General features: G+C 73.0%; 27 protein-coding genes. 14 read left to right on the forward strand and 13 right to left on the reverse strand.

The window, feature by feature from the left end; all coding sequences use genetic code 11:
- Window positions 1-29: 29 nt before the first annotated feature.
- From JRG78_RS04085 to JRG78_RS04095, 3 genes are read right to left on the reverse strand one after another with little or no spacing between them, the layout of a single operon-like run.
- On the reverse strand, window positions 30-1,319 hold the full coding sequence (locus JRG78_RS04085) for a DUF4350 domain-containing protein (RefSeq protein WP_259607757.1): 1,290 nt from the start codon (window positions 1,317-1,319) through the stop codon (window positions 30-32).
- On the reverse strand, window positions 1,316-1,978 hold the full coding sequence (locus tag JRG78_RS04090; protein WP_259607758.1) for a DUF4129 domain-containing protein: 663 nt from the start codon (window positions 1,976-1,978) through the stop codon (window positions 1,316-1,318). Before JRG78_RS04090 ends, JRG78_RS04085 begins: the two co-directional genes overlap by 4 nt.
- Window positions 1,975-3,288 carry a hypothetical protein gene (locus tag JRG78_RS04095; RefSeq protein WP_259607759.1) on the reverse strand — a complete coding sequence of 438 codons (1,314 nt, stop codon included), beginning with the start codon at window positions 3,286-3,288 and terminating at the stop codon, window positions 1,975-1,977. The genes JRG78_RS04090 and JRG78_RS04095 overlap by 4 nt, the downstream gene beginning before the upstream one ends.
- A 151-nt stretch (window positions 3,289-3,439) precedes the next feature.
- Here JRG78_RS04095 and mtrA point away from each other — a divergent pair, with 151 nt between their 5' ends.
- The 5 genes from mtrA to hpf all read left to right on the forward strand — a co-directional run bounded on the left by mtrA (window position 3,440) and on the right by hpf (window position 9,110).
- The gene (gene mtrA, locus JRG78_RS04100) at window positions 3,440-4,120 is read left to right on the forward strand and encodes an MtrAB system response regulator MtrA (protein WP_259607760.1); all 681 of its coding nucleotides are present in this window, start codon (window positions 3,440-3,442) and stop codon (window positions 4,118-4,120) included.
- Between the two features lie 9 nt (window positions 4,121-4,129).
- On the forward strand, window positions 4,130-5,821 hold the full coding sequence (mtrB, locus tag JRG78_RS04105; protein ID WP_259607761.1) for an MtrAB system histidine kinase MtrB: 1,692 nt from the start codon (window positions 4,130-4,132) through the stop codon (window positions 5,819-5,821).
- A complete protein-coding gene (locus JRG78_RS04110; protein ID WP_272653681.1) occupies window positions 5,818-7,527 on the forward strand; it encodes an LpqB family beta-propeller domain-containing protein in 1,710 nt (569 codons plus the stop codon). Before mtrB ends, JRG78_RS04110 begins: the two co-directional genes overlap by 4 nt.
- A gap of 136 nt (window positions 7,528-7,663) precedes the next feature.
- A complete protein-coding gene (locus tag JRG78_RS04115; RefSeq protein ID WP_259607763.1) occupies window positions 7,664-8,371 on the forward strand; it encodes a ComF family protein in 708 nt (235 codons plus the stop codon).
- A 76-nt stretch (window positions 8,372-8,447) separates the two neighbouring features.
- On the forward strand, window positions 8,448-9,110 hold the full coding sequence (gene hpf / locus JRG78_RS04120; protein WP_259607764.1) for a ribosome hibernation-promoting factor, HPF/YfiA family: 663 nt from the start codon (window positions 8,448-8,450) through the stop codon (window positions 9,108-9,110).
- A gap of 91 nt (window positions 9,111-9,201) precedes the next feature.
- On the opposite strand, the gene JRG78_RS04125 is transcribed toward hpf, so the two are convergent.
- Entirely contained in the window at window positions 9,202-10,539 is a 1,338-nt protein-coding gene (locus JRG78_RS04125) for a hypothetical protein (protein ID WP_259607765.1), read from the reverse strand.
- Between the two features lie 68 nt (window positions 10,540-10,607).
- The gene (locus tag JRG78_RS04130; protein ID WP_272653789.1) at window positions 10,608-11,234 is read right to left on the reverse strand and encodes a PadR family transcriptional regulator; all 627 of its coding nucleotides are present in this window, start codon (window positions 11,232-11,234) and stop codon (window positions 10,608-10,610) included.
- A 273-nt stretch (window positions 11,235-11,507) separates the two neighbouring features.
- On the opposite strand from JRG78_RS04130, the gene JRG78_RS04135 reads away from it, so the two are divergent.
- Both JRG78_RS04135 and secA read left to right on the forward strand, forming a co-directional pair.
- A complete protein-coding gene (locus tag JRG78_RS04135) occupies window positions 11,508-11,918 on the forward strand; it encodes a hypothetical protein (RefSeq protein WP_259607766.1) in 411 nt (136 codons plus the stop codon).
- A gap of 140 nt (window positions 11,919-12,058) precedes the next feature.
- Complete coding sequence (gene secA / locus JRG78_RS04140) at window positions 12,059-14,857, forward strand: preprotein translocase subunit SecA (protein ID WP_272653682.1); 2,799 nt, start codon at window positions 12,059-12,061, stop codon at window positions 14,855-14,857.
- A 73-nt stretch (window positions 14,858-14,930) separates the two neighbouring features.
- Here secA and JRG78_RS04145 read toward each other — a convergent pair whose 3' ends face one another.
- On the reverse strand, window positions 14,931-15,116 hold the full coding sequence (locus JRG78_RS04145; RefSeq protein WP_259607768.1) for a hypothetical protein: 186 nt from the start codon (window positions 15,114-15,116) through the stop codon (window positions 14,931-14,933).
- Here JRG78_RS04145 and JRG78_RS04150 point away from each other — a divergent pair.
- From JRG78_RS04150 to JRG78_RS04160, 3 genes are read left to right on the forward strand one after another with little or no spacing between them, the layout of a single operon-like run.
- A complete protein-coding gene (locus tag JRG78_RS04150; RefSeq protein WP_272653683.1) occupies window positions 15,108-15,581 on the forward strand; it encodes an amino acid kinase family protein in 474 nt (157 codons plus the stop codon). The genes JRG78_RS04145 and JRG78_RS04150 overlap by 9 nt on opposite strands.
- Window positions 15,582-15,616: 35 nt before the next feature.
- Window positions 15,617-16,315 (forward strand): GntR family transcriptional regulator, encoded by a 699-nt coding sequence (locus JRG78_RS04155; RefSeq protein WP_272653684.1) that lies wholly within the window; start codon window positions 15,617-15,619, stop codon window positions 16,313-16,315.
- A 9-nt stretch (window positions 16,316-16,324) separates the two neighbouring features.
- Window positions 16,325-17,542, forward strand: a complete 1,218-nt coding sequence (locus JRG78_RS04160) for a pyridoxal phosphate-dependent aminotransferase (RefSeq protein WP_259607771.1) — start codon at window positions 16,325-16,327, stop codon at window positions 17,540-17,542.
- Here the strand turns inward: JRG78_RS04160 and JRG78_RS04165 are convergent.
- Both JRG78_RS04165 and JRG78_RS04170 read right to left on the reverse strand, forming a co-directional pair.
- Complete coding sequence (locus tag JRG78_RS04165; protein ID WP_259607772.1) at window positions 17,490-18,689, reverse strand: AAA family ATPase; 1,200 nt, start codon at window positions 18,687-18,689, stop codon at window positions 17,490-17,492. The two genes, JRG78_RS04160 and JRG78_RS04165, sit on opposite strands and share 53 nt — an antisense overlap.
- On the reverse strand, window positions 18,686-19,306 hold the full coding sequence (locus tag JRG78_RS04170; RefSeq protein WP_272653685.1) for an SAF domain-containing protein: 621 nt from the start codon (window positions 19,304-19,306) through the stop codon (window positions 18,686-18,688). The genes JRG78_RS04165 and JRG78_RS04170 overlap by 4 nt, the downstream gene beginning before the upstream one ends.
- Before the next feature lie 97 nt (window positions 19,307-19,403).
- Here JRG78_RS04170 and JRG78_RS04175 point away from each other — a divergent pair, with 97 nt between their 5' ends.
- A complete protein-coding gene (locus tag JRG78_RS04175) occupies window positions 19,404-19,679 on the forward strand; it encodes a helix-turn-helix domain-containing protein (protein ID WP_259607774.1) in 276 nt (91 codons plus the stop codon).
- Window positions 19,680-19,756: 77 nt separating this feature from the next.
- Here JRG78_RS04175 and JRG78_RS04180 read toward each other — a convergent pair whose 3' ends face one another.
- Window positions 19,757-20,335 (reverse strand): hypothetical protein, encoded by a 579-nt coding sequence (locus JRG78_RS04180; RefSeq protein WP_259607775.1) that lies wholly within the window; start codon window positions 20,333-20,335, stop codon window positions 19,757-19,759.
- Between the two features lie 158 nt (window positions 20,336-20,493).
- Here JRG78_RS04180 and JRG78_RS04185 point away from each other — a divergent pair, with 158 nt between their 5' ends.
- The gene (locus tag JRG78_RS04185; RefSeq protein WP_272653686.1) at window positions 20,494-20,880 is read left to right on the forward strand and encodes an Rv3235 family protein; all 387 of its coding nucleotides are present in this window, start codon (window positions 20,494-20,496) and stop codon (window positions 20,878-20,880) included.
- Window positions 20,881-20,939: 59 nt separating this feature from the next.
- On the forward strand, window positions 20,940-22,430 hold the full coding sequence (locus JRG78_RS04190) for a sensor histidine kinase (RefSeq protein ID WP_259607777.1): 1,491 nt from the start codon (window positions 20,940-20,942) through the stop codon (window positions 22,428-22,430).
- A 119-nt stretch (window positions 22,431-22,549) separates the two neighbouring features.
- Here the strand turns inward: JRG78_RS04190 and JRG78_RS04195 are convergent, their stop codons facing one another.
- Window positions 22,550-22,798 carry a WhiB family transcriptional regulator gene (locus JRG78_RS04195; protein ID WP_071641453.1) on the reverse strand — a complete coding sequence of 83 codons (249 nt, stop codon included), beginning with the start codon at window positions 22,796-22,798 and terminating at the stop codon, window positions 22,550-22,552.
- 205 nt (window positions 22,799-23,003) lie between these two features.
- Here JRG78_RS04195 and JRG78_RS04200 point away from each other — a divergent pair, with 205 nt between their 5' ends.
- Window positions 23,004-23,396 (forward strand): hypothetical protein, encoded by a 393-nt coding sequence (locus JRG78_RS04200; RefSeq protein ID WP_259607778.1) that lies wholly within the window; start codon window positions 23,004-23,006, stop codon window positions 23,394-23,396.
- Between the two features lie 57 nt (window positions 23,397-23,453).
- Here JRG78_RS04200 and bcp read toward each other — a convergent pair whose 3' ends face one another.
- The 3 genes from bcp to aroA form a co-directional block, all read right to left on the reverse strand.
- Complete coding sequence (bcp, locus tag JRG78_RS04205; RefSeq protein WP_259607779.1) at window positions 23,454-23,930, reverse strand: thioredoxin-dependent thiol peroxidase; 477 nt, start codon at window positions 23,928-23,930, stop codon at window positions 23,454-23,456.
- Between the two features lie 100 nt (window positions 23,931-24,030).
- On the reverse strand, window positions 24,031-25,077 hold the full coding sequence (gene rsgA, locus JRG78_RS04210; RefSeq protein ID WP_259607780.1) for a ribosome small subunit-dependent GTPase A: 1,047 nt from the start codon (window positions 25,075-25,077) through the stop codon (window positions 24,031-24,033).
- Window positions 25,074-26,393 carry a 3-phosphoshikimate 1-carboxyvinyltransferase gene (gene aroA / locus JRG78_RS04215; RefSeq protein ID WP_272653687.1) on the reverse strand — a complete coding sequence of 440 codons (1,320 nt, stop codon included), beginning with the start codon at window positions 26,391-26,393 and terminating at the stop codon, window positions 25,074-25,076. The genes rsgA and aroA overlap by 4 nt, the downstream gene beginning before the upstream one ends.
- Window positions 26,394-26,406 lie beyond the last annotated feature (13 nt).

The following is a 26,406-nucleotide window of genomic DNA, read 5'->3' on the forward strand; positions in this document are numbered from 1 at the left end:
GGGAGCGGCGGAAGGCTGGTTCGCGTCGGTCACGGCACGTTCCTTTCGGTGTGGACGGCGGCGTCGACGGCCGCCTCGAGCTCGGCGAGCTTGCGGGCCAGGTCGACGAGATCGGCGTCGCCCGCCGGCGGAGGACCGGCGAGCAGCTGGTGCAGGGAGCCGCGCGGTACGCGCAGGCGGTCGGATGCGGCATCCGCGACCTCCACGGCGGATGCCCGGGCGCTGAGGCCCAGGCGCCGGCCGAGACGCAGCACCGTCCCGGTGCGGATCGCCTCGGCGGCGTGCGCGGCATCCCCGGCCCTGGCGGTGAGCCGCGCGCGGCCGTGCATGGTCTCGGAGGCGCGGACCGTGACCGGCAGCGACTCCGTGACCAGTGGGCCGAACCGGCGTCCCCGCCAGGCGATCGCGGCCAGCGCGGCCAGGGCGAGCAGGACGATCGCCGGGGTCACCCATTCGGGCGTGAGCGATCCCAGCGTCTCCTCCGGGTCGCCGACGCGGTCGGAGTCCTCGAACGAGGGCACGTACCAGACGACGTGTCCGGTCTGCCCGAGCAGGGCGAGGCCGAGGGCGGCGTTGCCGTTCTCGGCGAGGTGCTCGTTGTCGAACAGCCGGCGCCCCTCCACGACGGCGATGCGCGGATCGTCGGCGACGAGCACGGCGGCGTCGCCGTCTGCATCCGCGAAGCAGCCGGCGACGCCGGGAGCGGGGCGGAACATCCGGTCCGGGGCGATCTCGCCGACCCGCGCGAACTCCGCCAGGTCGCATCCGGCATCCACGGTCTGCGGGGCGCCGAAGGCGTCCTCGCCGAGGCCGGTGAGCTCCAGCAGGCGCGCGCTCGTGGACAGGAAGACCACCCGGTCGGCGGGCTGGATCAGCTCCTGCACGGCCTCGTCGCTGAGCGGGTAGGGATCGGTCATGGCGAGGGTCGAGTCCGGGCGCAGGGCGTCGCGCACCTCCGCGCGGGTGCGCGCCACGGTGACCTCGATGTCCTGCTGGCGGAGGATCTCGGCCAGCGCGCGGGCCCCCTGCGGGTTGCGCCCGTCGGGGTTCAGCATGCCGCCGATGGTCGGCGCGGTCGCGGTGAACCGCAACGAGACGAGCGCCACGCCCAGCAGCAGCAGGAGCACGAACAGCCAGCCGAGGAGCCGGCGCCCGCGTCCGCGCGGCGGTCCGACGGCCGTCGAGGCGGCGATCGCGGGGACGGATGCGGCAGAGCCGGCATCCGGGGCGGCGGTACCCGTGACGCCGGCGAGGTCCCCGGAGGCGGATGCCGCGGCATCCGGCGACCCGGCCCGTGCGGCGGGGGCGGACGGGCTCATGCCGGCACTCCGCGGGTGTCCGCCGCCGGAACCGGGATGGCGGGGGCGGCGGCGGTGACCGCGGCATCCGTGTCCGCCACGAGCCGGTAGTCGTGCTCGCCTGCGGCCGTACGCAGATAGCGGACCCGGTCGAAGGCGACGGCGGCCTCGTGCAGCCGTTCGGCGTGCGCGGGGAACGGCACGCCGCCCTCGCGCGCGATCGCCTGCGCGGTGGCCCCGGGCGCGGGATCGATGAGGTCGCGTTCGATGAGACCGCGGGCCAGAGCACGGAAGCGCAGCACGACGGCGCCGTCCCAGTCGCCGTCGCGGGCGCGGCGCTCGGCCTCGGCGCGCAGCTGCGCGGCGGTGCGGTCGTCGCGCGCTCCGAGCAGCTCGTCGCGTCGGCGGATCGCCCGCGGGGAGCGGGGACGGCCCCACACGATCAGGGCGACGATGATCGCCGCCACGACGACCGCCACGATGAGGGCGGTGGCGAACGGGGCCGCGTTCCCGGCGCCCTCGGTGGAGAACAGGTCGGCGATGCCCTCCACGATGTCGCGGGCGAGGCTGTCGAACCAGGTCGGCTTCGCCGCCTGATACTCCTGGCGCGACAGCTCCTCCTCGGCCCAGCGCCGCGCTTCGTCCCCGTCCGGGACGAAGACGTCCGCCCTCAGGATCACGCGGATCCGCCCGGAGGCGCCCACGGGCTGTCGGATGCCGGCGGGATCGGCCGCGCCGCGGGGGGAGGCGGGGCCGGCGGCTGCGCTCCGTACGGCTGCCCGGGATACGGCTGCGCTCCGTACGGCTGCGCTCCGTACGGCTGCCCGGGATACGGCTGCCCGGGATACGGCGCGGCGTCCGGCGCGGGGTACGGTCCCGGGTACGACGGCGCCGGCGGCGACGCGGGCGGGGGACCGGCGGTCACCGCGCGGGCGGGATCCACCGCGTACGGGTCTCCGAGCTGCTCCTCGGACGCGCCGAGGGCGGACCTCTCGGTGTACGCGATCAGCGCCTGGTCCAGCCCCTCGTACCGCATCCGGCTGTCCAGGTACACCAGCGTCGCGCCGGTGGCCTGCACCACCAGGGCGACGGCCTGCAGCGCCAGCACGAGCACCTGCGGCAGGATCGTCAGCATGATCAGCCCGATCACGGCGGTCGGCTCGCTCGCCCCGGTGGGCGCGAACACGCCGGTGAGCACCATGCTGAGGATCGACCCCGGGATGCTCACCACCTGCGCCGCCAGGCCCATGATCGCGCCGATCAGGAACATCACCCCGAACGCCACCCAGAACCGGCCGCGGGTCAGCCGCCACGACCGCACCAGGCCGCCGCGCACCGTGGCGCGCTCCAGCACGAGCGCGGAGGGCACCAGCAGGATCTTCGTGCCGATCCAGACGAACAGCACGACGCCGCCGAGCACCGACACGATGCCCACGAGCACGGCGATGCCGATCAGCGCCTCCCCGCCGCCGGCGCTCGCCCCCGCGACCAGGGCGAGGATGATCAGCAGCACGACGGCGACGACCGCGATCACGGCGAGCATCTGCAGCACGGCGAAGCCGAACAGCCGCCAGAACGACGGACGCATGCGCGCCCACAGCATCCGCAGCCCCGCCTTGCGGCCGAGGGCGGCGTACGAGACGTCGGCGGCGACGATGCCCTGCACGATCGCGGTGAAGGCGACCGTCGCGAGCGCCACCAGGACGCCGACCACGGCGTTGATCGCCACCGTCCCGGCGAGGATCGTCGGGTAGTCGGGGGACCCCGGCGGCACCGTCTCCAGCCGGGAGAAGGTGATCAGCATCACGGTGGCCATCACCGCGACCACGGCGATCGTGACGCCCAGCTGCAGCGTGACCGCGAAGCCGAACAGCACCTTGGGGTTGTGGCGCAGAGCGGCGAACGCCTTCCCGAGCAGCATCCCGAAGGTCATCGGATGCAGGGGGATGGCGCCCTTCTTCGGGGCGGGGGTCCAGGTCTGACCGCTCACGTGCACTCCCTCCTCGTGCTCTCCCATCGTGTCACATCGGGCGCCGCGCCCCTCGGCCGCCGCCGGGAGCATCTTGAGTAAGCTGAGGAAAGCTGCGGTCGCGCTGGGGTGCTTCGCCGTCCGCATCCGTCAAGAAAGAGGCTGGGCCCATATGACCTCACGCATCCTCGTGGTCGACGACGACACGGCGCTCGCCGAGATGATCGGCATCGTGCTGCGGACGGAAGGCTTCGAGACGCTGTTCTGCGCGGACGGGGCCCGTGCCGTCGAGGAGTGGCGCACGTCCCGCCCCGACCTCGTGCTGCTCGACCTTATGCTGCCCGGCATGGACGGGATCGAGATCTGCACCCGCATCCGCGCCGAGTCCGGCGTGCCGATCATCATGCTCACCGCGCGCAGCGACACGGCGGACGTGGTGCGCGGTCTCGAGGTGGGCGCGGACGACTACATCGTCAAGCCGTTCAATCCGAAGGAGCTGGTCGCCCGCATCCGCACCCGCCTGCGCCCGGTCACGCCGTCCGCGAGTGACGTGCTGCGGATCGGCGACCTGGTGATCGACGTCGACGCGCACGAGGTGCGCCGCGGCACCACGCCCATCGCGCTGACGCCGCTGGAGTTCCAGCTGCTGGTCGCACTGGCCTCCAAGCCGCAGCAGGTGTTCTCCCGGGAGATGCTGCTCGAGCAGGTCTGGGGCTACCACTACAAGGCGGACACCCGCCTGGTGAACGTGCACGTGCAGCGGCTGCGCGCGAAGGTCGAGCTCGACCCGGACAACCCGAAGATCGTGATGACGGTGCGGGGCGTCGGCTACCGGGCCGGGAGCGTCGGCTAGGAGACGGCCGTGACGGCGACGACCGCCAGTCCCGCGCCGGTCGCGCTGTGGCGCGATCCGCGCGAATGGCCGCGGGCCATCGGATCCCTGTGGCACCGCTCGATGCGCTTCCGCACGATCGCGCTCACGCTCGTGCTCACCGCGTTCGCGATCTTCATCACCTGCCTCACGATGGCGCTGGTGATCCAGAACGACCTGTTCGAATCGCGCAAGGACGAGGCGCTGGAGAACGCCAAGCGGGCCGTCGCTCAGGCGCAGAGCGTGCTCGACTCCGGCGAGGTCGGCGACGACCGCGCCGCCATGCGCGCGCTGTGGGGGTCGGTGCAGCGCGAGATCCAGCGCACCTCCTCCTCCGACATGCTGATCGCCTTCCCGTCGCGGATCGAGAACGCCGCCGTGGCCCCGAACGGGTTCCGCAACCGGCTCAGCGCCGAGCTCATCGACGACGCCCTGCGCGCGCGGGTGGTCGACCTCGACGACCGTCAGGCCTGGCAATCGGTGGCGCTGCCCACGGAATCCGGCGGGACCGCCCCCGGTGTCATCGTCGGCCAGCAGCTCGTCGTGCCCCACGTCGGCGTGTACGAGCTGTACATCGCGTACGACCTGACGGATGCCGAGGGCACGCTGCTCTTCGTGCAGCGCACCCTGTGGCTGGCCGGCATCTCGCTGGTCGCCATCGTCGCCGCGATCTCCTGGCTGGTGCTGCGGGCGGTGTCCACCCCGATCGTCGAGGCCGCCGAGACCAGCGCCCGGCTCGCGGCCGGCGACCTGGCGGTGAGGCTGCCGGTGCGCGGCGAGGACGAGCTGGCCACGCTGGCCCGGTCGTTCAACGCCATGGCCGACAGCATCGAGGCGCAGATCCGGGAACTCGCCGAGCTCTCGCTCGTGCAGCAGCGCTTCGTCTCCGACGTCTCGCACGAGCTGCGCACGCCGCTGACGACCATCCGGCTGGCGGCGGAGATGATCAACGACCAGAAGGACGAGTTCGACCCGACCACCGCCCGCACCGCCGAGCTGCTGCACACCCAAGTGCAGCGGTTCGAGACCCTGCTCGCCGATCTGCTGGAGATCAGCCGGTACGACGCCGGGTCGGTGCAGCTCGAGGTCGAGGCGACGAGCATGGCCCAGCTGGCGGAGGAGGTCGTCGAGCAGATGCGGCCGCTCGCCGAGACGCACGGCACCGAACTCCGCCTGGTGGCGCCGGGCGGGTACTCCCCGGTGGACATGGATCCGCGCCGGGTGCGCCGCGTGCTGCGCAACCTCATCGGCAACGCCATCGAGCACGGCGAGGGCCGGCCCATCGTGGTCACCGTGGACAGCAACCAGCACGCGGTCGCCGCCGGCGTGCGCGACTTCGGTCTCGGCATGACCGCGGAGGACGCCGATCGCGTGTTCGACCGGTTCTGGCGCGCCGACCCCTCCCGCAAGCGGACCATCGGCGGCACCGGCCTCGGCCTGTCGATCGCGCTCGGCGACGCCAAGCTGCACGGCGGCACACTCGAGGTGTGGTCCGAGCTCGGGGTGGGCACGAACTTCGTGCTCACGATCCCGCGCACGCCGGGGGAGATGGAGGGTCCGAGCCCCGTGCCGCTGGAGCCGCAGGAGACGCTCGGCGAACTCGGCAGCATCACCGAGCCGATCGGCGTCCCCCCTGCGGATGCCGCGGGGTCAGCGGGTCCGGACGGGGAGGTGGGGTCATGAGGCTCACGCGCACCGTGCGGGCAGCGGCGCTCGCCGCCGCCGCACTGCTGCTGGCAGGATGCGCCGGTCTTCCGACATCCGGGCCGCCCAACATCGGCCTGCCGCTGGGTGACGGGCCGACCGTGCCCGAGTACACCGAGGTGGCCGAGGAGCCGGTCGAGGGCGCCTCGCCGAAGCAGATCGTCGCCGGGTTCCTTGAGGCGGGCGTCACCCCGGACGGCGACTGGGCGATCGCACGCGAATTCCTCACCGAGGAGCTGGCCCGCACCTGGAAGGCGGGGACCGGTGTCACCATCGACGACACCCTGTTCTCCCGGCTGTTCTCCGCCAGCACCGACGGCTCCGAGGAGGCCGAGGAGGAGGCCACGGAGAGCGACGTCAGCGTCCGGTTCAACCAGGTCGCCAGCGTGGACGCCACCGGCGCCTACACCGAGCAGGCCGGCCAGGCCCAGGCGGCGTTCCACCTCGTGCGGGTGGACGGGGAGTGGCGGATCGCGGAAGCGCCGGACGGCATCGTGCTGGACTCGGACAGCTTCGCCCAGGTGTACGACAGCCACGCCCTGCAGTACTTCGACGCCACGTGGTCGCGGCTCGTGCCGGACGTGCGCTGGTTCCCGCGGCGCGGGTCGATGGCCACCTCGATCACGCGCGCCCTCGTCACCGGCGAGCCGGCGCCGTGGCTGGCTCCCGCGGTGCGCTCGGCCTTCACCGGCGAGATCGGCCTGGACCGCAACGCCGTGCCGGTGGACTCGTCGCAGGTGGCCGAGGTGTCCCTGAACCGGGCGGCCCTGTCCATCGACCCGACGACGCTGGCGCGGATGCGCACCCAGCTGGAGGCGAGCCTGGCGGACCTCGGCGTCAGCGAGGTGCGCCTCCTCGTCGACGGCAGCCCGCTGGACGCCGCGCGGGCTCCGCTGGCCGAACGGCCACCGGCGAACGGCGTGCTCGTGCTCACCGACGACGCCTTCGGCACGGCCGTCGGCGACGAGGTCACCCCGGTGCCGGCGCTGACGGCGCAGATCGGGAAGATCCCCGGGCCGATCGCCGCGATCGATGTGGGGGCCGGCGGCGCGCACGCCGCGGTGCAGCTCGCCGACGGCACGGTGTCGCTGATCAGCGATGGGCACACCAACGTCCTCGACACCCGGCCGGACCTGGCCGCGCCGTCGATGGATCCGTACGGCTACACCTGGACGGTGCCGCGCGACCAGCCGCAGGCGCTGCTGGCGTGGGACGCCGAGGTCGTCAGCCACGAGATCGCGCAGGCATGGCCGGATGCCGCGGGCATCAGCCATCTGCGCGTCTCCGCGGACGGCGCCCGGGTCGCCGCCGTGCTGAGCGTGGGCGGGCAGCGGCGGATCGTCGTCGCCGCCGTCATCCGCGACGAGGACGGCACGCCGGTGGAGCTGGGTGCCGTGCACGAGGTGGGTCGGATCGAGAACCCGGCGCTGGGTCTGGGATGGCTGGGGGCGGACGCCCTCGTCGTGCTGACGGATGCCCAGGACCCGAGCCTGGTGACCCAGACCGTCGGCGGGCCCGCGACGGTCAGCGGCGTGCCGGTCGGGGCCCAGTCGGTCGCCGGGGCGAGCACTCCCGCCGGCGTGCGGGTGCTCACCTCGAGCGGCGTCGTGTACGCGCAGCGCGGCTCCTCCTGGCAGGAGTCCACCGCCGGCGTGCTCGTGCTGGGCACCCGCGCCGGGTACTGAGCAGGTCGGGGCGACGTCGTCCTGCACGGTCGTCCTGTACGGCCGTCCTCCTGCACGGGCGAGTGGATGCCGCGGGATGTGCACAGCCGGCGGCATCCGCTCTCCGCGCGGCCGCGGGGCGCGGCAGGATCGGGGCGTGCGATCGGAGCAGTGGACGGCGCTCGGGCGGGAGGCCCTGGCCTTCCTGCTGGCCGCGCGCTGCCCGGGCTGCGACGAGCCCGGCACGCTGCTGTGCGAAGGATGCCGGTCGGCCCTGCAGCCCTGCCCGGTGCGCACCACCACCCCGGCGGGCCTCGCGGTGCATGCGGCGCTGCGCTTCGAGGGCGTGCCGGCGCGCTGCATCCGCCACCTGAAGGAGGACGGTGACACGCTCATCGCCGCGGCGCTGGGCGGGGCGATGCGGCCACTCCTCCAGGACGCGCGGCGCGGGGCGGATGCGGCGCTGCTCGTGCCCGTGCCGACCGGGCGCGCCTCCTACCGGCGCCGCGGCTACCGGGTGCCCGAGCTGCTCATCCGGCGCGCCGGCGACACCCCGCGACGCCTGCTGCGCCCCACCCGCGCGGTCGGGGATCAGCGCGGCCTCGGGCGGACCCAGCGCGCCCGGAACGTGCACGGCAGCCTGCGCGCGGCGGAGCCGGGCCGGGGGAGGGAGGCGGTGATCGTGGACGACGTCGTCACCACCGGGGCCACCCTCGACGAGGCGGCGCGCGCCCTGCGGACGGCCGGGTTCCTGGTGCGCGGCGCGGTCGTCCTCGCCGCCACGCCGCGGCGCCCACGGGGCGGTGCGCACGCGGACGAAACAGGCGGGGCGGACGGGATGAAATGGGTGGTGACATCCGGGTGAACGGCGACTACGGTAGGGCATCACAAGGCGACCACGGTCCGCCCTTGGCCGGGAGGACGGGGACAAGGAGGCAGTGATGGAAACGAGCATCGTCGGCGTCGGAGTGAGCATCTCCGACCGGTTCCGGACGGTTGTCGAGGAGAAGATCGCGCGCATCCAGACGCTCGCGCCGCGGGCGCTGCGGCTCGAGGTCAAGGTCACCCATCGCGCCTACCGCAACGGCCGCGTGCCGGACGAGACCGTGGAGCTCACGCTCCTCGGAAAGGGGCCGGTCGTGCGGGCCGAGGCGGTCGACGCGGACAAGTTCACCGCCCTGGACCTCGCGCTCGACAAGCTCGCCGAGCAGCTGCGACGCGCCAAGGAGAAGCGCATCGACGGCCGTCACCACCCGCGCGGACCGCACTTCGAGAAGGGCAGCGGATCGCTCACCGGCATCGACGTGCAGCCGGCCTCGGTCGACGTGCTGCAGGCCGTCGCCACCGGGCACATCCCCGTGCAGCAGGAGGACGAGGAGGCCTACTCGCCGGTCGTCATCCGCACCAAGAACTTCGAGCCGGAGTGGATGACCGTCGAGGAGGCCGTCGACCGCATGGAGCTCGTCGGCCACGACTTCTTCCTCTTCGTCGACGCGCGCACCGACCACCCGAGCGTCGTGTACCGGCGCAAGGGCTGGGACTACGGTGTCATCTCCCTGACCACGCAGGCGTCGCCCTCCGAGGAGGAGGCCATGGCCTCCTGAACCGGCAGACGGCGAGAGGCGCGCTCCGCGAGGGGCGCGCCTCTTCTTCCGCGGTTCCGCGGGGGACGTCCACCGCCGATCCGCGGCGATGTCAGTCGAAGATGCCGTCCAGGATGCTGCCGATCACGAGGCCGCCCAGCACGCCGGAGACGATGTCGCCGCCGCCGGCGCCGCGGCGCCCGCCGCCCCAGCCGGGACCGCCGCCCCAGCCGTCTCCGCCCCAGCCGTCGTTGCGCGGACGGGACGCGTCGATATCCCGCTGCGCGAGCTGCAGCGCCTCGGACGCCAGCTGGGCGACGCGTCGCGCCGCCGCCAGCGCCTGCTCCCGGGTGTCCTCCGCGGGCAGCAGCGCCGGCACGTCCACCCGGAGTCGCTCGGCCTCGGCCAGCCGGGTGCGGGCATCGGCGCCGATCCAGCCGCGGTGCCCGGCGATGAGGCCGCGGGCCACGCCCAGCTGACCGTCCGCGTCGTCCAGGGCGTGCTGCACCTGCGCGATGCTCGGCAGCGGGTGCTCCGCGCGGTGACGGGCCTTGGCGACGGCCTCGTCCAGGGCGGTGTTGGCCGCCCGCAGCCGGGTGAGCTCGGCGAACGGATCGTTCGGGGTGCCTGACGGCGTCAGCTGCGACAGCTCCCGCTCCAGCGCCTGCGCGGCCGCGACGACCTCGGGCGTCTGCGGGGCCGAGCGCGCCGCGACGATGTCGCCGCGGGAGTCGGCGACGACGTCGGCCAGGGTGGCCTCGGCGCGCAGCGCCTGGATCTCGAAATCCTCCACGGCGTCGAGCACGGCCGCGGCGCGCCGCAGGGCCTCGGTCGCCGTCTCCAGGGCGAGGTTCGCCTCCTCGTTCTGCTGGGCGGCCCGCCGCCGCTCGGAGACGTCCGCGCCGTGCACGGCGAACGCGATCAGCTGCTCGGCCTCGTCGCCGGCCGCGTCGATCTGATGCATGGCGCTGGGGGCGTACCGCGCCGACAGCCGTTCCACGGCGCTGCGGGCCTGCGGCACCCGGGCGCTCAGCGCCTCGGCATCCCGCCGCACCTGCGCGATGATCTCGGGTGCGCGACGCACCTTCGCCACCTGCTCCGCGATCGCCGCGGTCTTCTCGTCCAGCAGGCTCTCCGCCCACTCGCACAGCTGCACGATGCGGGCGTTCCGGGTGCGCAGCTCCTCGACGGTGTCGGGGATCTCGTCATGGTTCAGCTGGTGCAGCTGGAACGCCTCGCGCAGGTGGGTGCGGACGGCGTCGAGAGCGGCGCGGAGGTCCGCGGTGAGGGACTCGCCCAGCTCGGCCTGCGCGAACACCAGCTCGTCCGAGGTGGTGCGGATGCGCTCGTCCGCGGCGACCAGGGCCTGCTCGGCCCGCCGCGCGAGATCGGCGTCCTGCGCCGATTGCGCCTCCTGCTCACGTCCGCGTCTGTCCCAGAATCCGGCCATGTCCCGATCCTACTCAGGCCGGGGCGGCACGCCGCCGGTCGCGGGCGGACTCACAGTCAGCCGTCGCCTCACACACCGGGAGCGAGCACGGCGCCGGGCGCGCCCTCGGCGACGGCCCTGCTCGGTCGGCCGCGCTTGGGACGCTCGGTGGTCAGCTGCAGCTCCATGGCGTGCTGCGGATGCCGCGCCAGCTCCCGCTCGGCGTGGTCGAGCCAGCGCACCTCCGCCTCAGCGGCGAAGATCATCGAGTCCAGGACCAGGGCCCGGGCCAGCTCCTCCGGCCCGGTCGCCTGCGCCGCGTCCCGCGACGCGCGCAGGCGCTGCAGCCGGTCCTCGGATGCCGCCCGCTGCCGGCGGATCACCTCGGCGACGTCCACGCCGGGGAGGGTCGCGGCGACGGCCAGCTTGATCGCCAGCTCGTCGCGGGTCGCCTGATCGCGGGTGACCGGGGCGCCCAGCCAGCGGGACACCTCGGACGAGCCGGCATCCGTGATCCGCCAATAGACGTGACCCTGCGCATCCGGTGCCCCACGGGCGACCAGCCCGTCGCGCTCCAGCCGCTCCAGCGTGTTGTAGATCTGCCCGACGTTCAGCGGCCAGGTCGACCCGGTGCGGCGATCGAACTCGGCGCGCAGCTGGTATCCGTAGCATGCTCCCTGGTCGAGGATGGCCAGCAGGGTCTGGCGTACGGACATGCGGCGCTCCTGCGGAGTTTCCGGGTAATGATTTCCGAGTATAGGGCCGTCGCCGCCGCGGTCCCCTCCGCCGGTGCCCGCCGCGGCGCGGCGCAGGGCCCGCACCGCCTCGGCATCCAGCCGCAGGGCGGCCGCGACCGCGGTCACGGTGTACGGATGCGGCCGGGTGCGGATGCCGCGCTCGCGAGCGCTCACGCCCTCCACCGACCGCCTGGGCCGGATGCGTTTGAATCGCGGAGTCGGCGCCGTGGGAGCGCCCGAAGGGGGAAACCAATGATCCGCAAGACCATCGCCACGGCCGGGCTCACCGCCGTGCTCGTCCTGGCAGGCACCGGCGTCGCATCCGCGCACGAGTGCTACATCCCGGACCGCTCCGCGCAGGGGAACACGAACGCGACGCACTCCGGCAACTGGGAGACGCTGGAGCTGGCCGGCCTGTTCGCCACCGCGCACGAGTTCCTCGGCGGGCCGGCGCTCACGCCCGCGCAGGTGGACTACGCGCTCGGGCTGGCCGAGGAGCAGGGCATCCCGCTCAGCCTGACCACGTTCCTGCGCGACACCCTGCCCAAGGGCAAGGCGCCGGCGGAGCACTCCTCGGACGGCAAGGGCATCGACCACTTCTTCGCCACGTACGAGGGGCAGCTGGTCTCGATCTTCTTCGAGGCGCAGGCGCACATGGGATAGGCCGGACCGAGCGCGGGGCGGGCCGGAGGGTCCGCCCCGCCTTCGTGCTTCCGGGCATCCCGAGGTCACAGGCCGGTAACATGGCACGGTATGCCCGGCCCGGTTCGGCGGCGGGCGAGACCCACACAAGGGAGACATCCGTGGCGAACCCCCTCGAGAAGCTTCTGCGCGCGGGCGAAGGACGCATCCTCCGCCGACTGAAGCAGGTCGTCAAGGCCGTCGGCGCGCTGGAGGAGGACTTCGAGAAGCTCACCGACGAGGAGCTGAGGAACGAGACCGCGGAGCTGCGCGCCCGGTTCGACAACGGCGAGACGCTCGACCAGCTGATGCCGGAGGCGTTCGCCGCGGTCCGGGAGGCGGCCAAGCGCACCCTGGGCATGCGCCCCTACGACGTGCAGGTGATGGGCGGGGCGGCACTCCACTTCGGCAACATCGCCGAGATGAAGACCGGTGAGGGCAAGACCCTGGTGGCGACCTTCCCCGCCTACCTGAACGCGATCGCCGGCAAGGGCGTGCACGTGATCACCGTGAATGACTTCCTCGCCTCGTATCAGTCCGAGCTGATGGGCCGCGTCTACCGCGCGCTCGGCATGACGACCGGAACGATCGTGTCCGGGCAGAACCCCGACGTGCGCCGCCGGCAGTACGCGGCCGACATCACCTACGGCACGAACAACGAGTTCGGCTTCGACTACCTGCGCGACAACATGGCGTGGCGCAAGGAGGATCTCGTCCAGCGCGAGCACTTCTTCGCGATCGTCGACGAGGTGGACTCCATCCTCATCGACGAGGCCCGCACGCCGCTCATCATCTCCGGGCCGTCGTCGGGGGAGGCGAACCGCTGGTTCACCGAGTTCGCGAAGATCGCCCGCACCCTCGAGGCCGGCGTGGACTACGAGGTCGACGAGAAGAAGCGCACCGTCGGCGTGCTCGAGCCCGGCATCGAGAAGGTCGAGGACTACCTCGGCATCGACAACCTGTACGAGTCGGCGAACACCCCGCTGATCTCGTTCCTGAACAACTCGATCAAGGCGCTCGCGCTGTTCAAGCGCGACACCGACTACGTCGTGATGAACGACGAGGTCATGATCGTCGACGAGCACACCGGCCGCATCCTGGTCGGCCGCCGCTACAACGAGGGCATCCACCAGGCCATCGAGGCCAAGGAGGGCGTGCCGGTCAAGGCCGAGAACCAGACCCTCGCCACGGTCACCCTGCAGAACTACTTCCGCCTCTACCAGAAGCTCGCCGGCATGACCGGCACCGCCGAGACCGAGGCGGCGGAGTTCATGTCCACCTACAAGCTGGGCGTGGTGCCGATCCCGACGAACAAGCCGATGATCCGCAAGGACATGCCCGACCTCGTCTACAAGAACGAGCAGGCGAAGTTCGCTCAGGTCGTCGAAGACATCGCCGAGCGGCACGCCAAGGGCCAGCCGGTGCTGGTCGGCACCGTCAGCGTGGAGAAGAGCGAGTACCTCTCCCGGCTGCTGTCGAAGAAGGGCATCCGCCACGAGGTGCTGAACGCGAAGAACCATGCGCGCGAGGCCGAGATCGTCGCCCGCGCCGGCAAGCTCGGCGCGGTCACCGTGGCGACGAACATGGCCGGCCGCGGCACCGACATCATGCTCGGCGGCAACGCCGAGTTCCTCGCAGTGCAGGAGCTCAAGGCGAAGGGGCTCGACCCGGTGGAGACGCCGGAGGAGTACGAGACCGCGTGGGATGAGACGTACGAGGCGATGAAGGCGCAGGTCGCCGAGGAGGCCGAGAAGGTCATCGAGGCGGGTGGCCTCTACGTCCTCGGCACGGAGCGGCACGAGTCCCGGCGCATCGACAACCAGCTGCGCGGACGCTCGGGTCGCCAGGGCGACCCGGGTGAGAGCCGCTTCTACCTCAGCCTCACCGACGACCTGATGCGGCTTTTCCAGTCCGGCGCGGCCGAGGCGATCCTGGCCCGCACCAACTTCCCGGACGACGTGCCGATCGAGTCCGGCCTGGTCAGCCGCGCCATCCGCAGCGCGCAGGCGCAGGTCGAGGCGCGCAATGCGGAGATGCGCAAGAACGTCCTCAAGTACGACGACGTGCTGAACCGCCAGCGCGAGGCGATCTACGCCGACCGGCGCCACATCCTGCAGGGCGACGACATCGCCGACCGCGTGCAGCACTTCATCGAGGACGCGATCGGCGCGATCGTGGACGACCACACCGGCGAGGGGCACGCGGAGAACTGGGACTTCGACGCGCTGTGGACCGAGCTGAAGACGCTGTACCCGGTGGGGGTGACCATCGACGAGGTCGTCGCCGAGGCCGGTGCCCGCAAGGGCGGCATCTCGGCGGACGGCCTGAAGCGGGAGCTCATCTCCGACGCGAAGATCGCCTACGAGCGGCGCGAGGAGTCGCTCGGCTCGGCGGCGATGCGGGAACTCGAGCGCCGCGTGGTGCTGCAGGTGCTCGACCGCCGCTGGCGGGACCACCTGTACGAGATGGACTACCTCAAGGACGGCATCGGCCTGCGCGCCATGGCGCAGCGCGACCCGCTGATCGAGTACCAGCGCGAGGGCTACGCCATGTTCCAGTCGATGATGGCGCAGATCAAGGAGGAGTCGGTCGGCTACCTCTTCAACCTCGAGGTCGAGGTGCGCCGCGCCGGCGACGAGCAGAGCGCGCAGGTGGAGGCGAAGGGCCTGTCGGCCGCGCAGCCCGAGCAGAAGCTGGAGTACTCCGCCCCGAACGACGCGGGCGACGTCGAGGTGCGCAACGAGCGCGGTCAGGTGCAGCAGGCGGCGACCGCCCGGCTGCGGCAGGCCGGGGCGGCGCAGGCACCGGCCGCGGAGGGCCCGCGCGGCGCCTTCGGCCAGCGCACGGATGTCGCGGGCGCGGAGCCGACGGGGAACCGCCAGCAGCGCCGCGCCCAGGGCAAGAAGAAGAAGAAGAAGTGACCCGCTGAGACGCGAAGAAGGCCGGATCCCGAGGGATCCGGCCTTCTTCGTCACTCCGGGAGCCCGACGGGACTCAGAGCGAGGCCATCGTGGCCTCGTCGGAGGTGGAGAAGACCGCCTTCTGCTTGGTCACCCGGTCCTGGAACCACTTCGCCAGGAACAGCGCCGCCACCATGAGATACGCCACGGCGAACATCACCTGCGAGTCGCCCAGTCCCTCGCCGAGATCCGCGAGACGGGGGACCGGGGCGTGGATCACGCCGAAGAAGGACAGATCCGCCGGCTCCTCGAGGACGGCACCCTCGCGGTGTGCGTGGGCGGCGGCGGCGTGCCGGTGCGCACGGATGCCAAGGGGCGCCACATCGGCGTGCAGGCCGTCGTCGACAAGGACCTGGCCAGCGCCGCGCTCGCCGCCGACATCCAGGCGGACACCCTGATCATGCTCACCGACGGCGACTACGTCAGCGAGAACTGGGGCACCCCCGAGCAGCGCGACATCCACACCACCTCCGCCGACGCGGTGGCCGGGATGGCCTTCGCGGAGGGCTCGATGCAGCCGAAGATCGACGCGGCGATCCGCGTCGCCCGCGCCGGGGGCCGCGCCCTGATCGGCCCGCTGGACCGCCTCGACGACCTGCTGGCACGCCGGGTGGGCACCGAGATCGTGCCCGAGCTCGCCGAGGGCGTGATCTGGGTCGACCAGGCGCCGGCGAAGAAGCGCTGACGGCCCGTGCCGGGGCGCAGTGCGAGAATGGCCGTGTGAGCAGAGCAGACGAACGCGAGCTGGAGTCGACCAGGGTCGCCGCCTGGCTGCGCGACGCGATCCTGGACGGCGCGCGCGAACCGGGCAGCCGCCTGATCGAGCGCGATCTGGCCACCGAGTTCGGCGTGAGCCGGGTCCCGGTGCGCGATGCGCTCAAGCTGCTCGAGGCGGAGGGCCTGGTCGAGCTGCGGCCGCGCACCTGGGCGATCGTCCGCGAGTTCACGCCGACGGACCTGGCCGACCTCGACGAGGTCCGCCAGGTGCTGGAGCCGATGGCGTTCCGACTCGCCGCGGAGCGGCACCGCCGCGAGGGGCTGGAGCGGCTGCACGCGGCGCTGCAGGCGGAGCAGGAGAGCGCGCGCACCGCGAACAGCGTCGAGTCGCGTCGCGCCGCCGCCGACTTCCACGAGATCGTGGTGGAGCTGGCGGACAACCGCCTGCTGCGGGAGCTGATGAACGGCATCCGCAGCCGCCTGCGCTGGGCGCTCGCGCAGCACGACGACCTGCAGCACATCTCCGACGAGCACGTCGCGCTCTTCGAGGCGATCCGGGACCGCGACGGCGAACGGGCCGCGGAGCTGGCCTACGCCCACGTCAACAGCAGCCGGCTGCACCGGGTCGCCCACGCGGAGGCGCTGCGCACCGGCGCGGTGCCGGTGATCCCGGCGCGCGAGGACGCCGCGTTCGGACGGTAATCTTCTACGATGCGACACCTCGATCAGTCCTCCAAGCTCAAGAACGTCCTCTACGAGATCCGCGGCAAGGCTCTCGTCGAGGCGGCGCGGCTGGAGGCCGAGGGGCACCAGATCCTGAAGCTGAACACCGGGAACCCGGCGATCTTCGGCTTCGAGGCGCCGCACCAGATCGTGCAGGACATGCTCGCCGCCCTGCCCACCGCGCACGGCTACAGCGACAGCAAGGGCATCGTCTCCGCCCGCCGCGCCGTGGTCAGCCGCTACGAGCAGGTCGAGGGCTTCCCGCCGCTCGACCCGGACGACGTCTACCTCGGCAACGGCGTCTCCGAGCTGATCACCATGACGATGCAGGCCCTGCTCGACCAGGGCGACGAGGTGCTCATCCCGGCGCCGGACTATCCGCTCTGGACCGCGATGACCTCCCTCGCTGGCGGCACGCCGGTGCACTACCTGTGCGACGAGGCGAACGACTGGCAGCCCGACCTGGAGGACATCCGCGCCAAGGTCACGCCGCAGACGAAGGCGATCGTCATCATCAACCCGAACAACCCCACCGGCGCGGTGTACTCGCGTCAGGTGCTGGAGGGGATCGTGCAGATCGCCCGGGAGAACCAGCTGCTGCTGCTCTCGGACGAGATCTACGACCGCATCCTGTTCGACGACGCGACACACATCCCGACCGCGACCCTCGCGCCGGACCTGCTGTGCCTCACCTTCAACGGCCTGTCGAAGACCTACCGGGTGGCCGGCTACCGCTCGGGCTGGCTGGCGATCACAGGCCCCAAGGACCACGCCCAGGGGTTCATCGAGGGCATCACGCTGCTGGCCTCCACCCGGCTGTGCCCGAACGTGCCGGCCCAGCACGCCGTGCAGGCCGCGCTGTCCGGGGTGCAGAGCATCGAGGCGCTGGTCGCGCCGACCGGCCGCCTGCACGAGCAGCGCGACATCGCCTGGGAGGGGCTGGAGGCGATCCCCGGCGTCAGCTGCGTGCGACCGCGTGGCGCCCTGTACGCGTTCCCCCGGCTGGACCCGGAAGTGCACGAGATCCACGACGACGAGCGCCTCGTGTACGACCTCCTCGTCTCGGAGAAGATCCTGCTGGTGCAGGGCACCGGCTTCAACTGGCGCGCCCCCGACCACCTGCGCGTGGTGACGCTGCCGGAGGCGCGGGTGCTCAGCGAAGCCGTCGAACGGCTCGGGAACTTCCTCGCCTCGTACCGGCAGTGAGCTCCCGCGCCCCGAGGCCGGCGGCCAGTCGCCGCACCGCGGCGACCAGCGCCGACCTCGGGGCCACGTCCGCGATCGGCCGGGCGTGCAGCGCCGCGGCATCCGTTCCGCGCTGATCCTCCGGCAGGAACAGCACGTCCTGGATGCCGGCGAACCGGTCCAGGGTGCGGCGGATCTGCCCGCGCGCGTCGATGCCGAGGGGGCCAGGACGCACCCGGTTCGCGACCACCGTCACCGGGGCGTCGCCGGCCAGATGGCGCAGTTCGGGGTGCGCGCGCACGAACCGGCTGACCCCGAGCGGATCGGCCGCCAGCACGGCGACGATCGCGTCCGCCTCGATCAGGGCCGCGCGCGTCGCGGCGTGACGGGCCGGGGCGCCGTCGTCGCCGTCGTCCTCGTCGAGCTCCGCCGCCACGTCGACGACGGTCTCGTCGGTCCAGGTGCGGCAGGCCGCCAGCGTGGCCCGCAGCCGCGACGCGCTGATCTCCGGCCAGCGACCCGGACGATTCAGCCCGCCGAGCACCTCGACCGCCCCGGCCGAGGTCTCCAGCGGCGTGGACAGCCGCGCCAGCTCGGCGGCATCCAGGCCGCCCAGCTCGGCGCGGCGGCACGCCGCCGCCAGACCCGGGGACTCGTCGCCCAGCCCGAGCAGCAGGGCGAGCGCCGGTGCCGTGGTGTCGGCGTCCACGAGCGCCGTGCGCCGTCCGGCCCGGGCCAGCTCGACCGCCAGCTGGACGGCCACGGTGGTGCGGCCCGGTGCGCCGTGCGGCCCCCACACCGCGATCACCCGCGGCGGCGCCGCATCGTCCGCGGCGGACGGGGCCGGATCCCCGGACAGGGCGGCCAAGATGCGCCAGGCGGGTGCGTCCTCCGGCAGCGCGGCCGGCAGGCCGAGGCGGGCGAGCAGCCGGGGCTCGCCCTCGCCGACCGGCACGATCCGCACACCGGCGCGGTCGCACGCCCGGACGAAGGCCGCGGTCAGGGCGGTGCGCCGGGGCGGCACGAGCACGGCATCCGCGGCGTCCAGCGGCGCCTCGGCCAGCCGCTCGGGCGGGAGCACGGCGATCACGGTGGCGCCCTCCAGTTCCAGGTCGGCGGCCCTGGCCGCCGCATCCGGGCCGGGCAGGGCGACGACGACGGCCGTCACGAGCCGGCTCCCGCGGGCACGATCGAGATCGCCGCCCCACCGGTGACGGCGGCGAGGACGGCGGCGACATCGGCGCGGTCGATGACGACCTCCACGTCGGTCCGAGCCTGGCTGAGCATGGCATCCGTCTCCGCGACGGAGGCGACGACCGCATCCGCGACGAGGATGCGCGGCGCGTCGTGGGTCCGGCCGTCCTCCAGGAGCGGCGCGTGCCAGAGCTCGACGCCGGTGCCGGGACCGACATCGCGAGGGATCGCGCCGGTGGCGGAGATGACCACCGTCGTGGTGCGCGCGTGATCGGCGTCGCCGACGGCGGACACGGGCACCAGTTCCCCCTCCGGCAGCGTGCGGGTGGCGATCATCCCGGACTCCAGGTCCTGCGGGGCCAGGTACGCGTCGGTGAGCCCGGCCAGCCCGATCTCCACCACCTGCAGGTCGGCGGAGGTGAGCGGCTCGCCGGCGACCACGGTGCGCGCGGCCTGCAGCACCGGCGTCGTCTGCCGCGACGAGGAGACCAGCAGCCACACCCCGGCCACCGAGGCGAGCACCAGCACGATGCCGATGAGGAAGCGCACGTCGCCGAGGAACGCGCGGCGGGTGCGGGAGAGCGTCGTCATGCGGACATCGTCACAGATCCCGGGAATCGGCCGCCGAAGTTATCCACAGAGCCGATTCGCAGGGGCGTCCCGGCCCCGGGCCGTGGAGAATGGGGCCATGCCCCACACACCTCCCGCACCGCGGTTCCTGGCACCCGCCCAGGTCGCCGAGCTGCTCAGCATCGAGGTCGACGAGGTAGTCGCTCTCATCCACGAGGGACGGCTGCGCGGGTCGCAGCTCGGGTCCCCGCCCCGGTGGCGGGTCGAGGAGGCCAGCATCGCCGAGTACCTCGACGCGCAGTCCGAGGAGGCCCGGCGGATGGCGCTGTGGCGCCAGTCCAACGAGGCCAGCTTCCCGGAGGTGTGGGGCACCAGCCCGTACCGCGGATCCTGACCGGGTCGCGACGCGGGACGGCCACGACGCGGGTCGGACCGATCACGGCGGGTTCCGTCAGACCGCGCCCGTGTCCGTCACGGCTCCGGGCGCACCCAGACCACGGCGTCGAGCGGGATCATCCGGTGGCCGCGCACCGCGCGCGCCCGCCGCGGCTCGCCCGGGTCGTGCAGGGCGAGATCGAGGTGGTCGGCGCCGGCGCGGTCGATCGTGCCGTGCCTCGGATCGCCGGAGCGCAGCCCGAGGCGCACCGGGATGCGGCGCCGGGCGAGATCGCGCAGCATGAACCCGAACGTCATCCGTTCGCGGATGCCCGGGGCGGGCTGATCGGGTTCGAGGGTCGCCAGCAGCATCCCGTGGTCGACGCCGACCGCCTCGACCGCGCGCAGCGGGACGATCGTGACGCGCGCCGGCGCGGCCTCGGCCGCGAGCGCGAGCCAGTCGGCCCCGACCTCCTGCATCCGTCCGTGCAGCCGGCCACCGTCGGCGAGCTCGAGGAGCACGGGCGCGCCCTGCGGGATCGTCCGCAGCCGGTCGCGCAGCGCCAGCTTCGCGATCCGCAGCCGCTCCGATTCCGCGTCCAGGGCGGCGCGCTCGGCCTCCCATTCGGCCGCGAGCTGATCCTCGAGGTCGTCGAAGAGGTGATCCCATTCCACCCGACCGAGGGTAGGGCAGCCGCGCCCGCGCCGTGCGGGTTCTCCACAGGCGGGTTCTCCACAGGGTGGCGGAACCCTGTCCGCGCCGGCACCGGCTCGGTTACCTTCGCAGTCGGCGCACGGGAGCGCCGGCCTCGGATCGGGGGGACGAGACGACGATGATGCTGAACGACTATTTCGCACCGCAGCCGACTTCGGCGACGGAGCTGCCTGACCCGGTGCCGCTGCTGCGCAGCCTCACCCAGGGCGCCCTCGAGGTGCTCGCCGGCGTGCGGGAGGTCGATCAGCTGGCGCGCTGGTTCAGCGAGGACGCGTTCCGCGCCCTGGTCACGCGTGCCAACCTCTCCGCGCGGGCGCGCAGCGCCCGCGGCACCGCGCCGACGCGGCCGAGCTTCCGCATCCTCTCCATCCGGCACGCCGCCCCCGCCGACGGCGTGGTGGAGGCGGCGATCGTGGTGGCAGGGCCCGGCAGAACGCGCGCCGTGGCGATCCGGCTCGAGGGGCTGGACGGCCGCTGGCGCGCCACCTCCCTCGCGGTGCTGTGACCCCGGGCGGCCCCGTCTCGCTGCCGGGCGCTCGCCGCACGACGCTCTAGGCTGGGGGAGTGTCAACCCTCAGCGATCTCGTCCACGCCCAGGGCCGGCTGACCGAAGCCGACGTCGAATGGCTGCACCGCCTGGCCGGCGACGGCCAGCTGCTGGCGGACCTGGCATCCGCCGACATCGTGATGTGGGTCGAGACGGCCGACGAGGGCTCCTTCGTCGCCGTGGCCCACTCCCGCCCGAGCGGCGCGGCCACCCTGTTCTACCGCGACATCGTCGGCGAGAAGGTGCGCCCGCAGTGGCGCACCCAGGTGCGCTCCGCGTTCGAGAGCGGGGAGATCGTGGACTCCTCCTCGCCGGACTGGTTCGAGGAGACGCCGACGCGGGTGCGCGCGGTGCCGATCGTGCGCGCCGGCGACGAGCGCGACGGGGGCCGGCGCACCGTGCTCGGCGTGCTCACCCGGCACACCAATCTCGGCGAGGCGCGGATGCCGTTGCGGCAGCAGATCAGCTTCGACGAATGCGCCAACGACCTGTTCCGGATGATCTCCTCCGGCGAGTTCCCCGACCCGTCCGCACCGACCGCGCCGCGCCGCGGCGCGCCGCGCGCCTCGGACGGGCTGATCCGGATCGATGTCGACGGGGTGACCACGTTCGCCAGCCCGAACGCACTGTCCGCGTTCAACCGGATGGGGTTCGACGACGAGCTGGAGGGCGAGTCGCTCGCCGAGGTCACCACGCGCATCGTGCCGCCCTCCCGGCAGGTGGACGAGTCGCTGCCGGTCGTGGTCACCGGGCGGGCGCCGTGGCGCACCGACATGGAGGCGCGCGGGGTGACCGTGTCGCTGCGGGCGATCCCGCTGAAGGACCACGGCACCCGGATCGGCGCCATCGTGCTGTGCCGTGACGTGTCCGAGCTGCGCCACCAGGAGCAGGAGCTGATCACCAAGGACGCCACGATCCGCGAGATCCACCACCGGGTGAAGAACAACCTGCAGACGGTGGCCTCGCTGCTGCGGATCCAGGCGCGGCGCACGCACTCCGAGGAGGCGCGCGAAGCGCTGACCCAGGCGATGCGGCGGGTGGAGTCCATCGCGGTCGTGCACGACACCCTCGCCAGCGGTCTGGCGCAGACGGTCGACTTCGACGAGGTCTTCGACCGGGTGCTGAAGCTCGTCGCCGAGGTCGCCGCCGCCCCGAACACCCGGGCGCGCACCCAGCGCGAAGGGCGCTTCGGCGTGCTGCCCAGCGAGTATGCGACCCCGCTCGCCCTCGCCCTCACCGAGGTGGTCACGAACGCCGTGGAGCACGGCCTGGCCGGTCAGGAGGGCGTGGTCACGATCGAGGCGTTCCGCACCGAGGAGCACCTGCGCGTGATCGTCAGCGACACCGGCCACGGACTGCCCGAGGGCAGGGTCGGTCAGGGCCTGGGCACCCAGATCGTGCGCACCCTCATCCAGGGCGAGCTCGGCGGAACGATCGAGTGGAAGGGCCAGGACGGCGACGGCACGCAGGTGACCATCGACATCCCGCTCCGCTGGATCACCAAGTGACCCCCTGACCCGGCCCGCCGAACGCGTTCGGGGCGGATTCTCACACTTGGGGCGGCGGAGAACCGCCCCGAACGCGAGAATCCGCCCCGAACGGGAAGAGAGGGAGGGGATGCCGGGGGTCAGCCGGCGCGGCGGGCGCGCGCGGCGCGACGCTTCAGGGCGCGGCGCTCGTCCTCGGAGAGACCGCCCCACACGCCCGAGTCCTGGCCGGACTCGAGGGCGTACTGCAGGCAGATCTCGGTGACGGTGCAGGTGGCGCAGACGGCCTTGGCCTTCTCGATCTGGTCGACCGCGGGGCCGGTGTTCCCCACGGGGAAGAACAGCTCGGGGTCGACGGTCAGGCAGGCTGCTTTGTCGCGCCAGTCCATCGATGGGCTCCTCAGAATGTGATTTCGGTGTGGGCGGTCGCGTTCACGACGCGCTAGAATTCGGGTGCTGGTTCGGGTCCGGTACCCTGTGTGATACGAGCGAGTGCTCGCCCCACTCCGCTGTGGGAGCACATGGCTTTGTCCATTGTGTTACAGAAACAAACTGAAATCAAGGGTTTTCTGACGTCCCTTGAGAGGAGTGCGCGTGCGCCCATCCCGTCCCGCCGTCGCCGCGGCCGTCGTCCTCGTCGCCGAGGCGGTGGCGCTCGCCGCGATCGCGCTGCTCGAGCTGTTCGCCCTCGGCGCCGGGGATGCGGCCTCGCTGCCGGCGGCGCTCGCGCTGATCGTGCTGACGCTGCTGGCTGCGGCCGCGCTCGCTGCGTTCGCGGTGGGCACGGTGCGGCGGAGGTCGTGGGCGCGGTCCGGCGCGGTCGTCTTCCAGGTGCTCGGCGTGGCGCTCGGCCTGGCCTCGCTCTCGCTGCAGCCGGTCCCGTGGCTGTTCACGCTCGGGGTGGGCCTGCCCGGCCTGGTCGGATTCGTGCTGCTGATCGCCGCGGTGCGCCGCGAGGGCCGGGAGGACCCGCGCCTGCACGCGTGAAGCGGCGGATGCCGGATGCGCGACGTCCATCCCGGGACGCCGCGTCCGCCGCATCCGTCAGGCGGCCAGGCCGAGGGTCTTGCGCAGCCGGGCGACGTGCCCGGTGGCCTTGACGTTGTAGAGCGCGTGCGTGACGACGCCGTCCTCGTCGAGGACGAAGGTGGAGCGGATGACGCCCTCGATCACCTTGCCGTAGTTCATCTTCTCGCCCCACACGCCGTACGCGCTGTGCACGGCGTGGTCGGGGTCGCTGAGCAGCGGGAAGGTGAGCCCGTCGCGCTCGCGGAACTCCGCGAGCTTCTCCGGGGTGTCGCGCGAGATGCCGACGACCTGGTAGCCCGCGCCCTGCAGGGAGGAGATGCTGTCGCGGAAGTCGCACGCCTGCGTGGTGCATCCGGGGGTCATCGCGGCGGGGTAGAAGTACAGGATCGTCTTCGTCCCGCGCAGATCGCCCAGCGTCACCGTGTTGCCGTCCTGGTCAAGCAGGGCGAAATCGGGGGCGGTGTCTCCGGGTTCCAGGCGCGCGTTCGTCATGCCTCCAGCCTACGGGGGGCGCGCGACGGCACCGTCGTGGATGACGGTGGGGTCACGCCCGCAGCTCCGGCCGGGCTCGCCGGTCGGGTCACCGGTCGGGTCACGCCTGGAAGGTCTCCAGCAGGCGCTGCAGGGAGTCCAGGCGCGCCCGGGTGGACGCGCTCAGCCGGCTGGCGGCCGCAGCCTCGTTCAGTGCGCAGTCCGGGGCGTCGGGCAGGTGCGTGCATCCGCGCGGGCAGTCCTCCGCGATCTCGGCGAGCTCGGTGAACGCGGCGAGGATGTTGGCCGGGTCGACGTGCCCGAGGCCGAAGGAGCGCACACCGGGGGTGTCGATCACCCAGCCGCTGCCGTGCTCCCCGTGGTAGCGCAGCGACACCGTCGACGAGGAGGTGTGCCGCCCGCGCCCGGTCACCTCGTTCACGTGCCCGGTCGCGCGTCCGGCATCCGGGACGAGCGCGTTCACGAGCGTCGACTTGCCGACGCCGGAGTGCCCCACGAACACGGTGGAGTGCCCGACGAGGGCCGCGCCGATCTCGTCCAGCGGCATCCGTCCGCGCGCGCTGGTGAACACCCGCAGGTCGTCGAGCCCCTCGAAATGGGTCAGGAACGGGCCCGGGTCGGCGAGGTCGGTCTTGGTCACCACGAGCAGGGGGCGGATGCCCGCGTCCAGCGCCGCGACCAGGTAGCGGTCCACGAGACGGGGGCGCGGTTCGGGGTCGGCGGCCGCCACGACGATGAGCATCTGGTCGGCGTTCGCGACGATCACGCGCTCCACCTGGTCGGTGTCGTCGGCGCTGCGCCGCAGCAGCGAGGTGCGCTCCAGGATGCCGACGATGCGGGCCAGGGTGCCCTCGGCGCCTGAGGTGTCGCCGACGACGCGGGCCCGGTCGCCGGTGACGATCGGGGTGCGGCGCAGCTCGCGGGCGCGTGCGGCGGTCACCATGCGCTCCTCGGGGGTGCCCTCGCCGACCAGCACCGTGTACCGGCCCCGGTCGACGCCCAGCACGCGGCCGATCTCGGCGTCCTCGTGCGCCGGACGGCGCTTCGTACGGGGCCGGTTCGCCTTCGGGTTCGGGCGGGTGCGGATGCGGCTCTCGTCGAACTCGTCGAACGCGTCGTCGAGGTCGTCGTCGCCGAGCCAGCTCACGCGGCCCCCAGCATCCGTTCCCACAGCAGCGTGAACTCGGGCAGCGTCTTCGCGGTGGTGCCGATCTCGTCGACCCGCACGCCGGGGACGCGCAGCCCGATCAGCGCTCCGGTGGTGGCCATCCGGTGGTCGTGGTGGGCGGGCCAGGCGCCGCCGTGCAGCGGGGCGGGGACGATCCGCAGCCCGTCCGGCAGCTCCTCCGCGCGCCCGCCGAGGGCGCGGATGTTGCCCACCAGGGCGGCGATGCGGTCGGTCTCGTGGGTGCGGATGTGCCCGACGCCGCGGATGGTGGTCGGGCCGTCCGCGAAGACGGCGAGGCCGGCGATGGTGGGGGTCAGCTCGCTCGCGGCAGACAGGTCCAGATCGAGGCCGCGGATGCCGTCGCCGGCGCGCACCGTGAGCGCCCCGCCGTGCCGGGAGGCGTGCGCCCCCATCGCCTGCAGGATCGCAGGCAGCAGGGCGCCGGGCTGCGTGGAGTGCAGCGGCCAGCCGGGCACCGTCACGGCGCCGCCGGTCACGAGCGCGGCGGCCAGGAACGGCGCGGCGTTGGAGAGGTCCGGCTCGATCGCGATCTCCTTGGCGCGCGGCACCCCCGCCTCGACGAGCCACTCGCCGTGCGCGGGGCGTTCGATGCGGATGCCGCGCCGGCTCAGCGACTCGATGGTCATGTCGATGTGCGGCACGCTCGGCAGGTGCGCACCGGTGTGCACGAGGTGCAGGCCGACGTCGAACCGCGGCGCGGCCAGCAGCAGGCCCGACACGAACTGGCTGGAGCCGGAGGCGTCGATCTCCACCCGGCCCCCGCGGATGTGTCCGTGCCCGCGGATCGTGAACGGCAGCGCCCAGGTGCCCTCGTCGTCGACGTCGACGCCGAGATCGCGCAGCGCGCTGATCATGGCGCCCATCGGCCGGTGCAGCGCCGTCTCGTGCGCGGTCATGTGCACGTCCCCGGCCGCAAGGCCGGCCAGCGGGGCGATGAAGCGCATCACGGTGCCGGCCTGACCGCAGTCCACGGTCACGCCGCCGGCCAGGGGAGCCGGGGTCACCACCAGGTCCGGGCCGAAGTCGCCGTCGCCGTCCGCCTCCTCGACGCCGATGCCGAGCGCCCGCAGCGCCTCGATCATCCGGCGCGAGTCGTCCGAGTGCAGCGGATGCACCAGCCGGCCCGGTCCGTCGGCGATCGCCGCGATGATGAGCTCGCGGTTCGTCAGCGACTTGGAGCCGGGGACGTTCACCGTCGCGTGCACGGCGCCGTCGGCGACCGGCGCGGCGTACGGAGCCGTGGCGGGGGGAGTGGAATACCGTGCAGCGCTCATCGGTTTCTACCCT

The organism is Microbacterium sp. EF45047, assembly GCF_028472845.1.
Classification (GTDB): Bacteria; Actinomycetota; Actinomycetes; order Actinomycetales; family Microbacteriaceae; genus Microbacterium; species Microbacterium neungamense.

What these genes read in the sequence shown, in the direction of transcription:
- JRG78_RS04135 (WP_259607766.1), top strand. Translation starts at nt 11,508, where the DNA reads ATGATCCGCAAGACCATCGCCACGGCCGGGCTCACCGCCGTGCTCGTC.
- JRG78_RS04130 (WP_272653789.1), bottom strand. Translation starts at nt 11,234, where the DNA reads ATGTCCGTACGCCAGACCCTGCTGGCCATCCTCGACCAGGGAGCATGC.
- JRG78_RS04125 (WP_259607765.1), bottom strand. Translation starts at nt 10,539, where the DNA reads ATGGCCGGATTCTGGGACAGACGCGGACGTGAGCAGGAGGCGCAATCG.
- JRG78_RS04085 (WP_259607757.1), bottom strand. Translation starts at nt 1,319, where the DNA reads ATGAGCCCGTCCGCCCCCGCCGCACGGGCCGGGTCGCCGGATGCCGCG.
- JRG78_RS04160 (WP_259607771.1), top strand. Translation starts at nt 16,325, where the DNA reads ATGCGACACCTCGATCAGTCCTCCAAGCTCAAGAACGTCCTCTACGAG.
- JRG78_RS04170 (WP_272653685.1), bottom strand. Translation starts at nt 19,306, where the DNA reads ATGACGACGCTCTCCCGCACCCGCCGCGCGTTCCTCGGCGACGTGCGC.
- bcp (WP_259607779.1), bottom strand. Translation starts at nt 23,930, where the DNA reads ATGACGAACGCGCGCCTGGAACCCGGAGACACCGCCCCCGATTTCGCC.
- JRG78_RS04185 (WP_272653686.1), top strand. Translation starts at nt 20,494, where the DNA reads ATGATGCTGAACGACTATTTCGCACCGCAGCCGACTTCGGCGACGGAG.
- mtrA (WP_259607760.1), top strand. Translation starts at nt 3,440, where the DNA reads ATGACCTCACGCATCCTCGTGGTCGACGACGACACGGCGCTCGCCGAG.
- JRG78_RS04110 (WP_272653681.1), top strand. Translation starts at nt 5,818, where the DNA reads ATGAGGCTCACGCGCACCGTGCGGGCAGCGGCGCTCGCCGCCGCCGCA.
- hpf (WP_259607764.1), top strand. Translation starts at nt 8,448, where the DNA reads ATGGAAACGAGCATCGTCGGCGTCGGAGTGAGCATCTCCGACCGGTTC.
- aroA (WP_272653687.1), bottom strand. Translation starts at nt 26,393, where the DNA reads ATGAGCGCTGCACGGTATTCCACTCCCCCCGCCACGGCTCCGTACGCC.
- JRG78_RS04175 (WP_259607774.1), top strand. Translation starts at nt 19,404, where the DNA reads ATGCCCCACACACCTCCCGCACCGCGGTTCCTGGCACCCGCCCAGGTC.
- JRG78_RS04195 (WP_071641453.1), bottom strand. Translation starts at nt 22,798, where the DNA reads ATGGACTGGCGCGACAAAGCAGCCTGCCTGACCGTCGACCCCGAGCTG.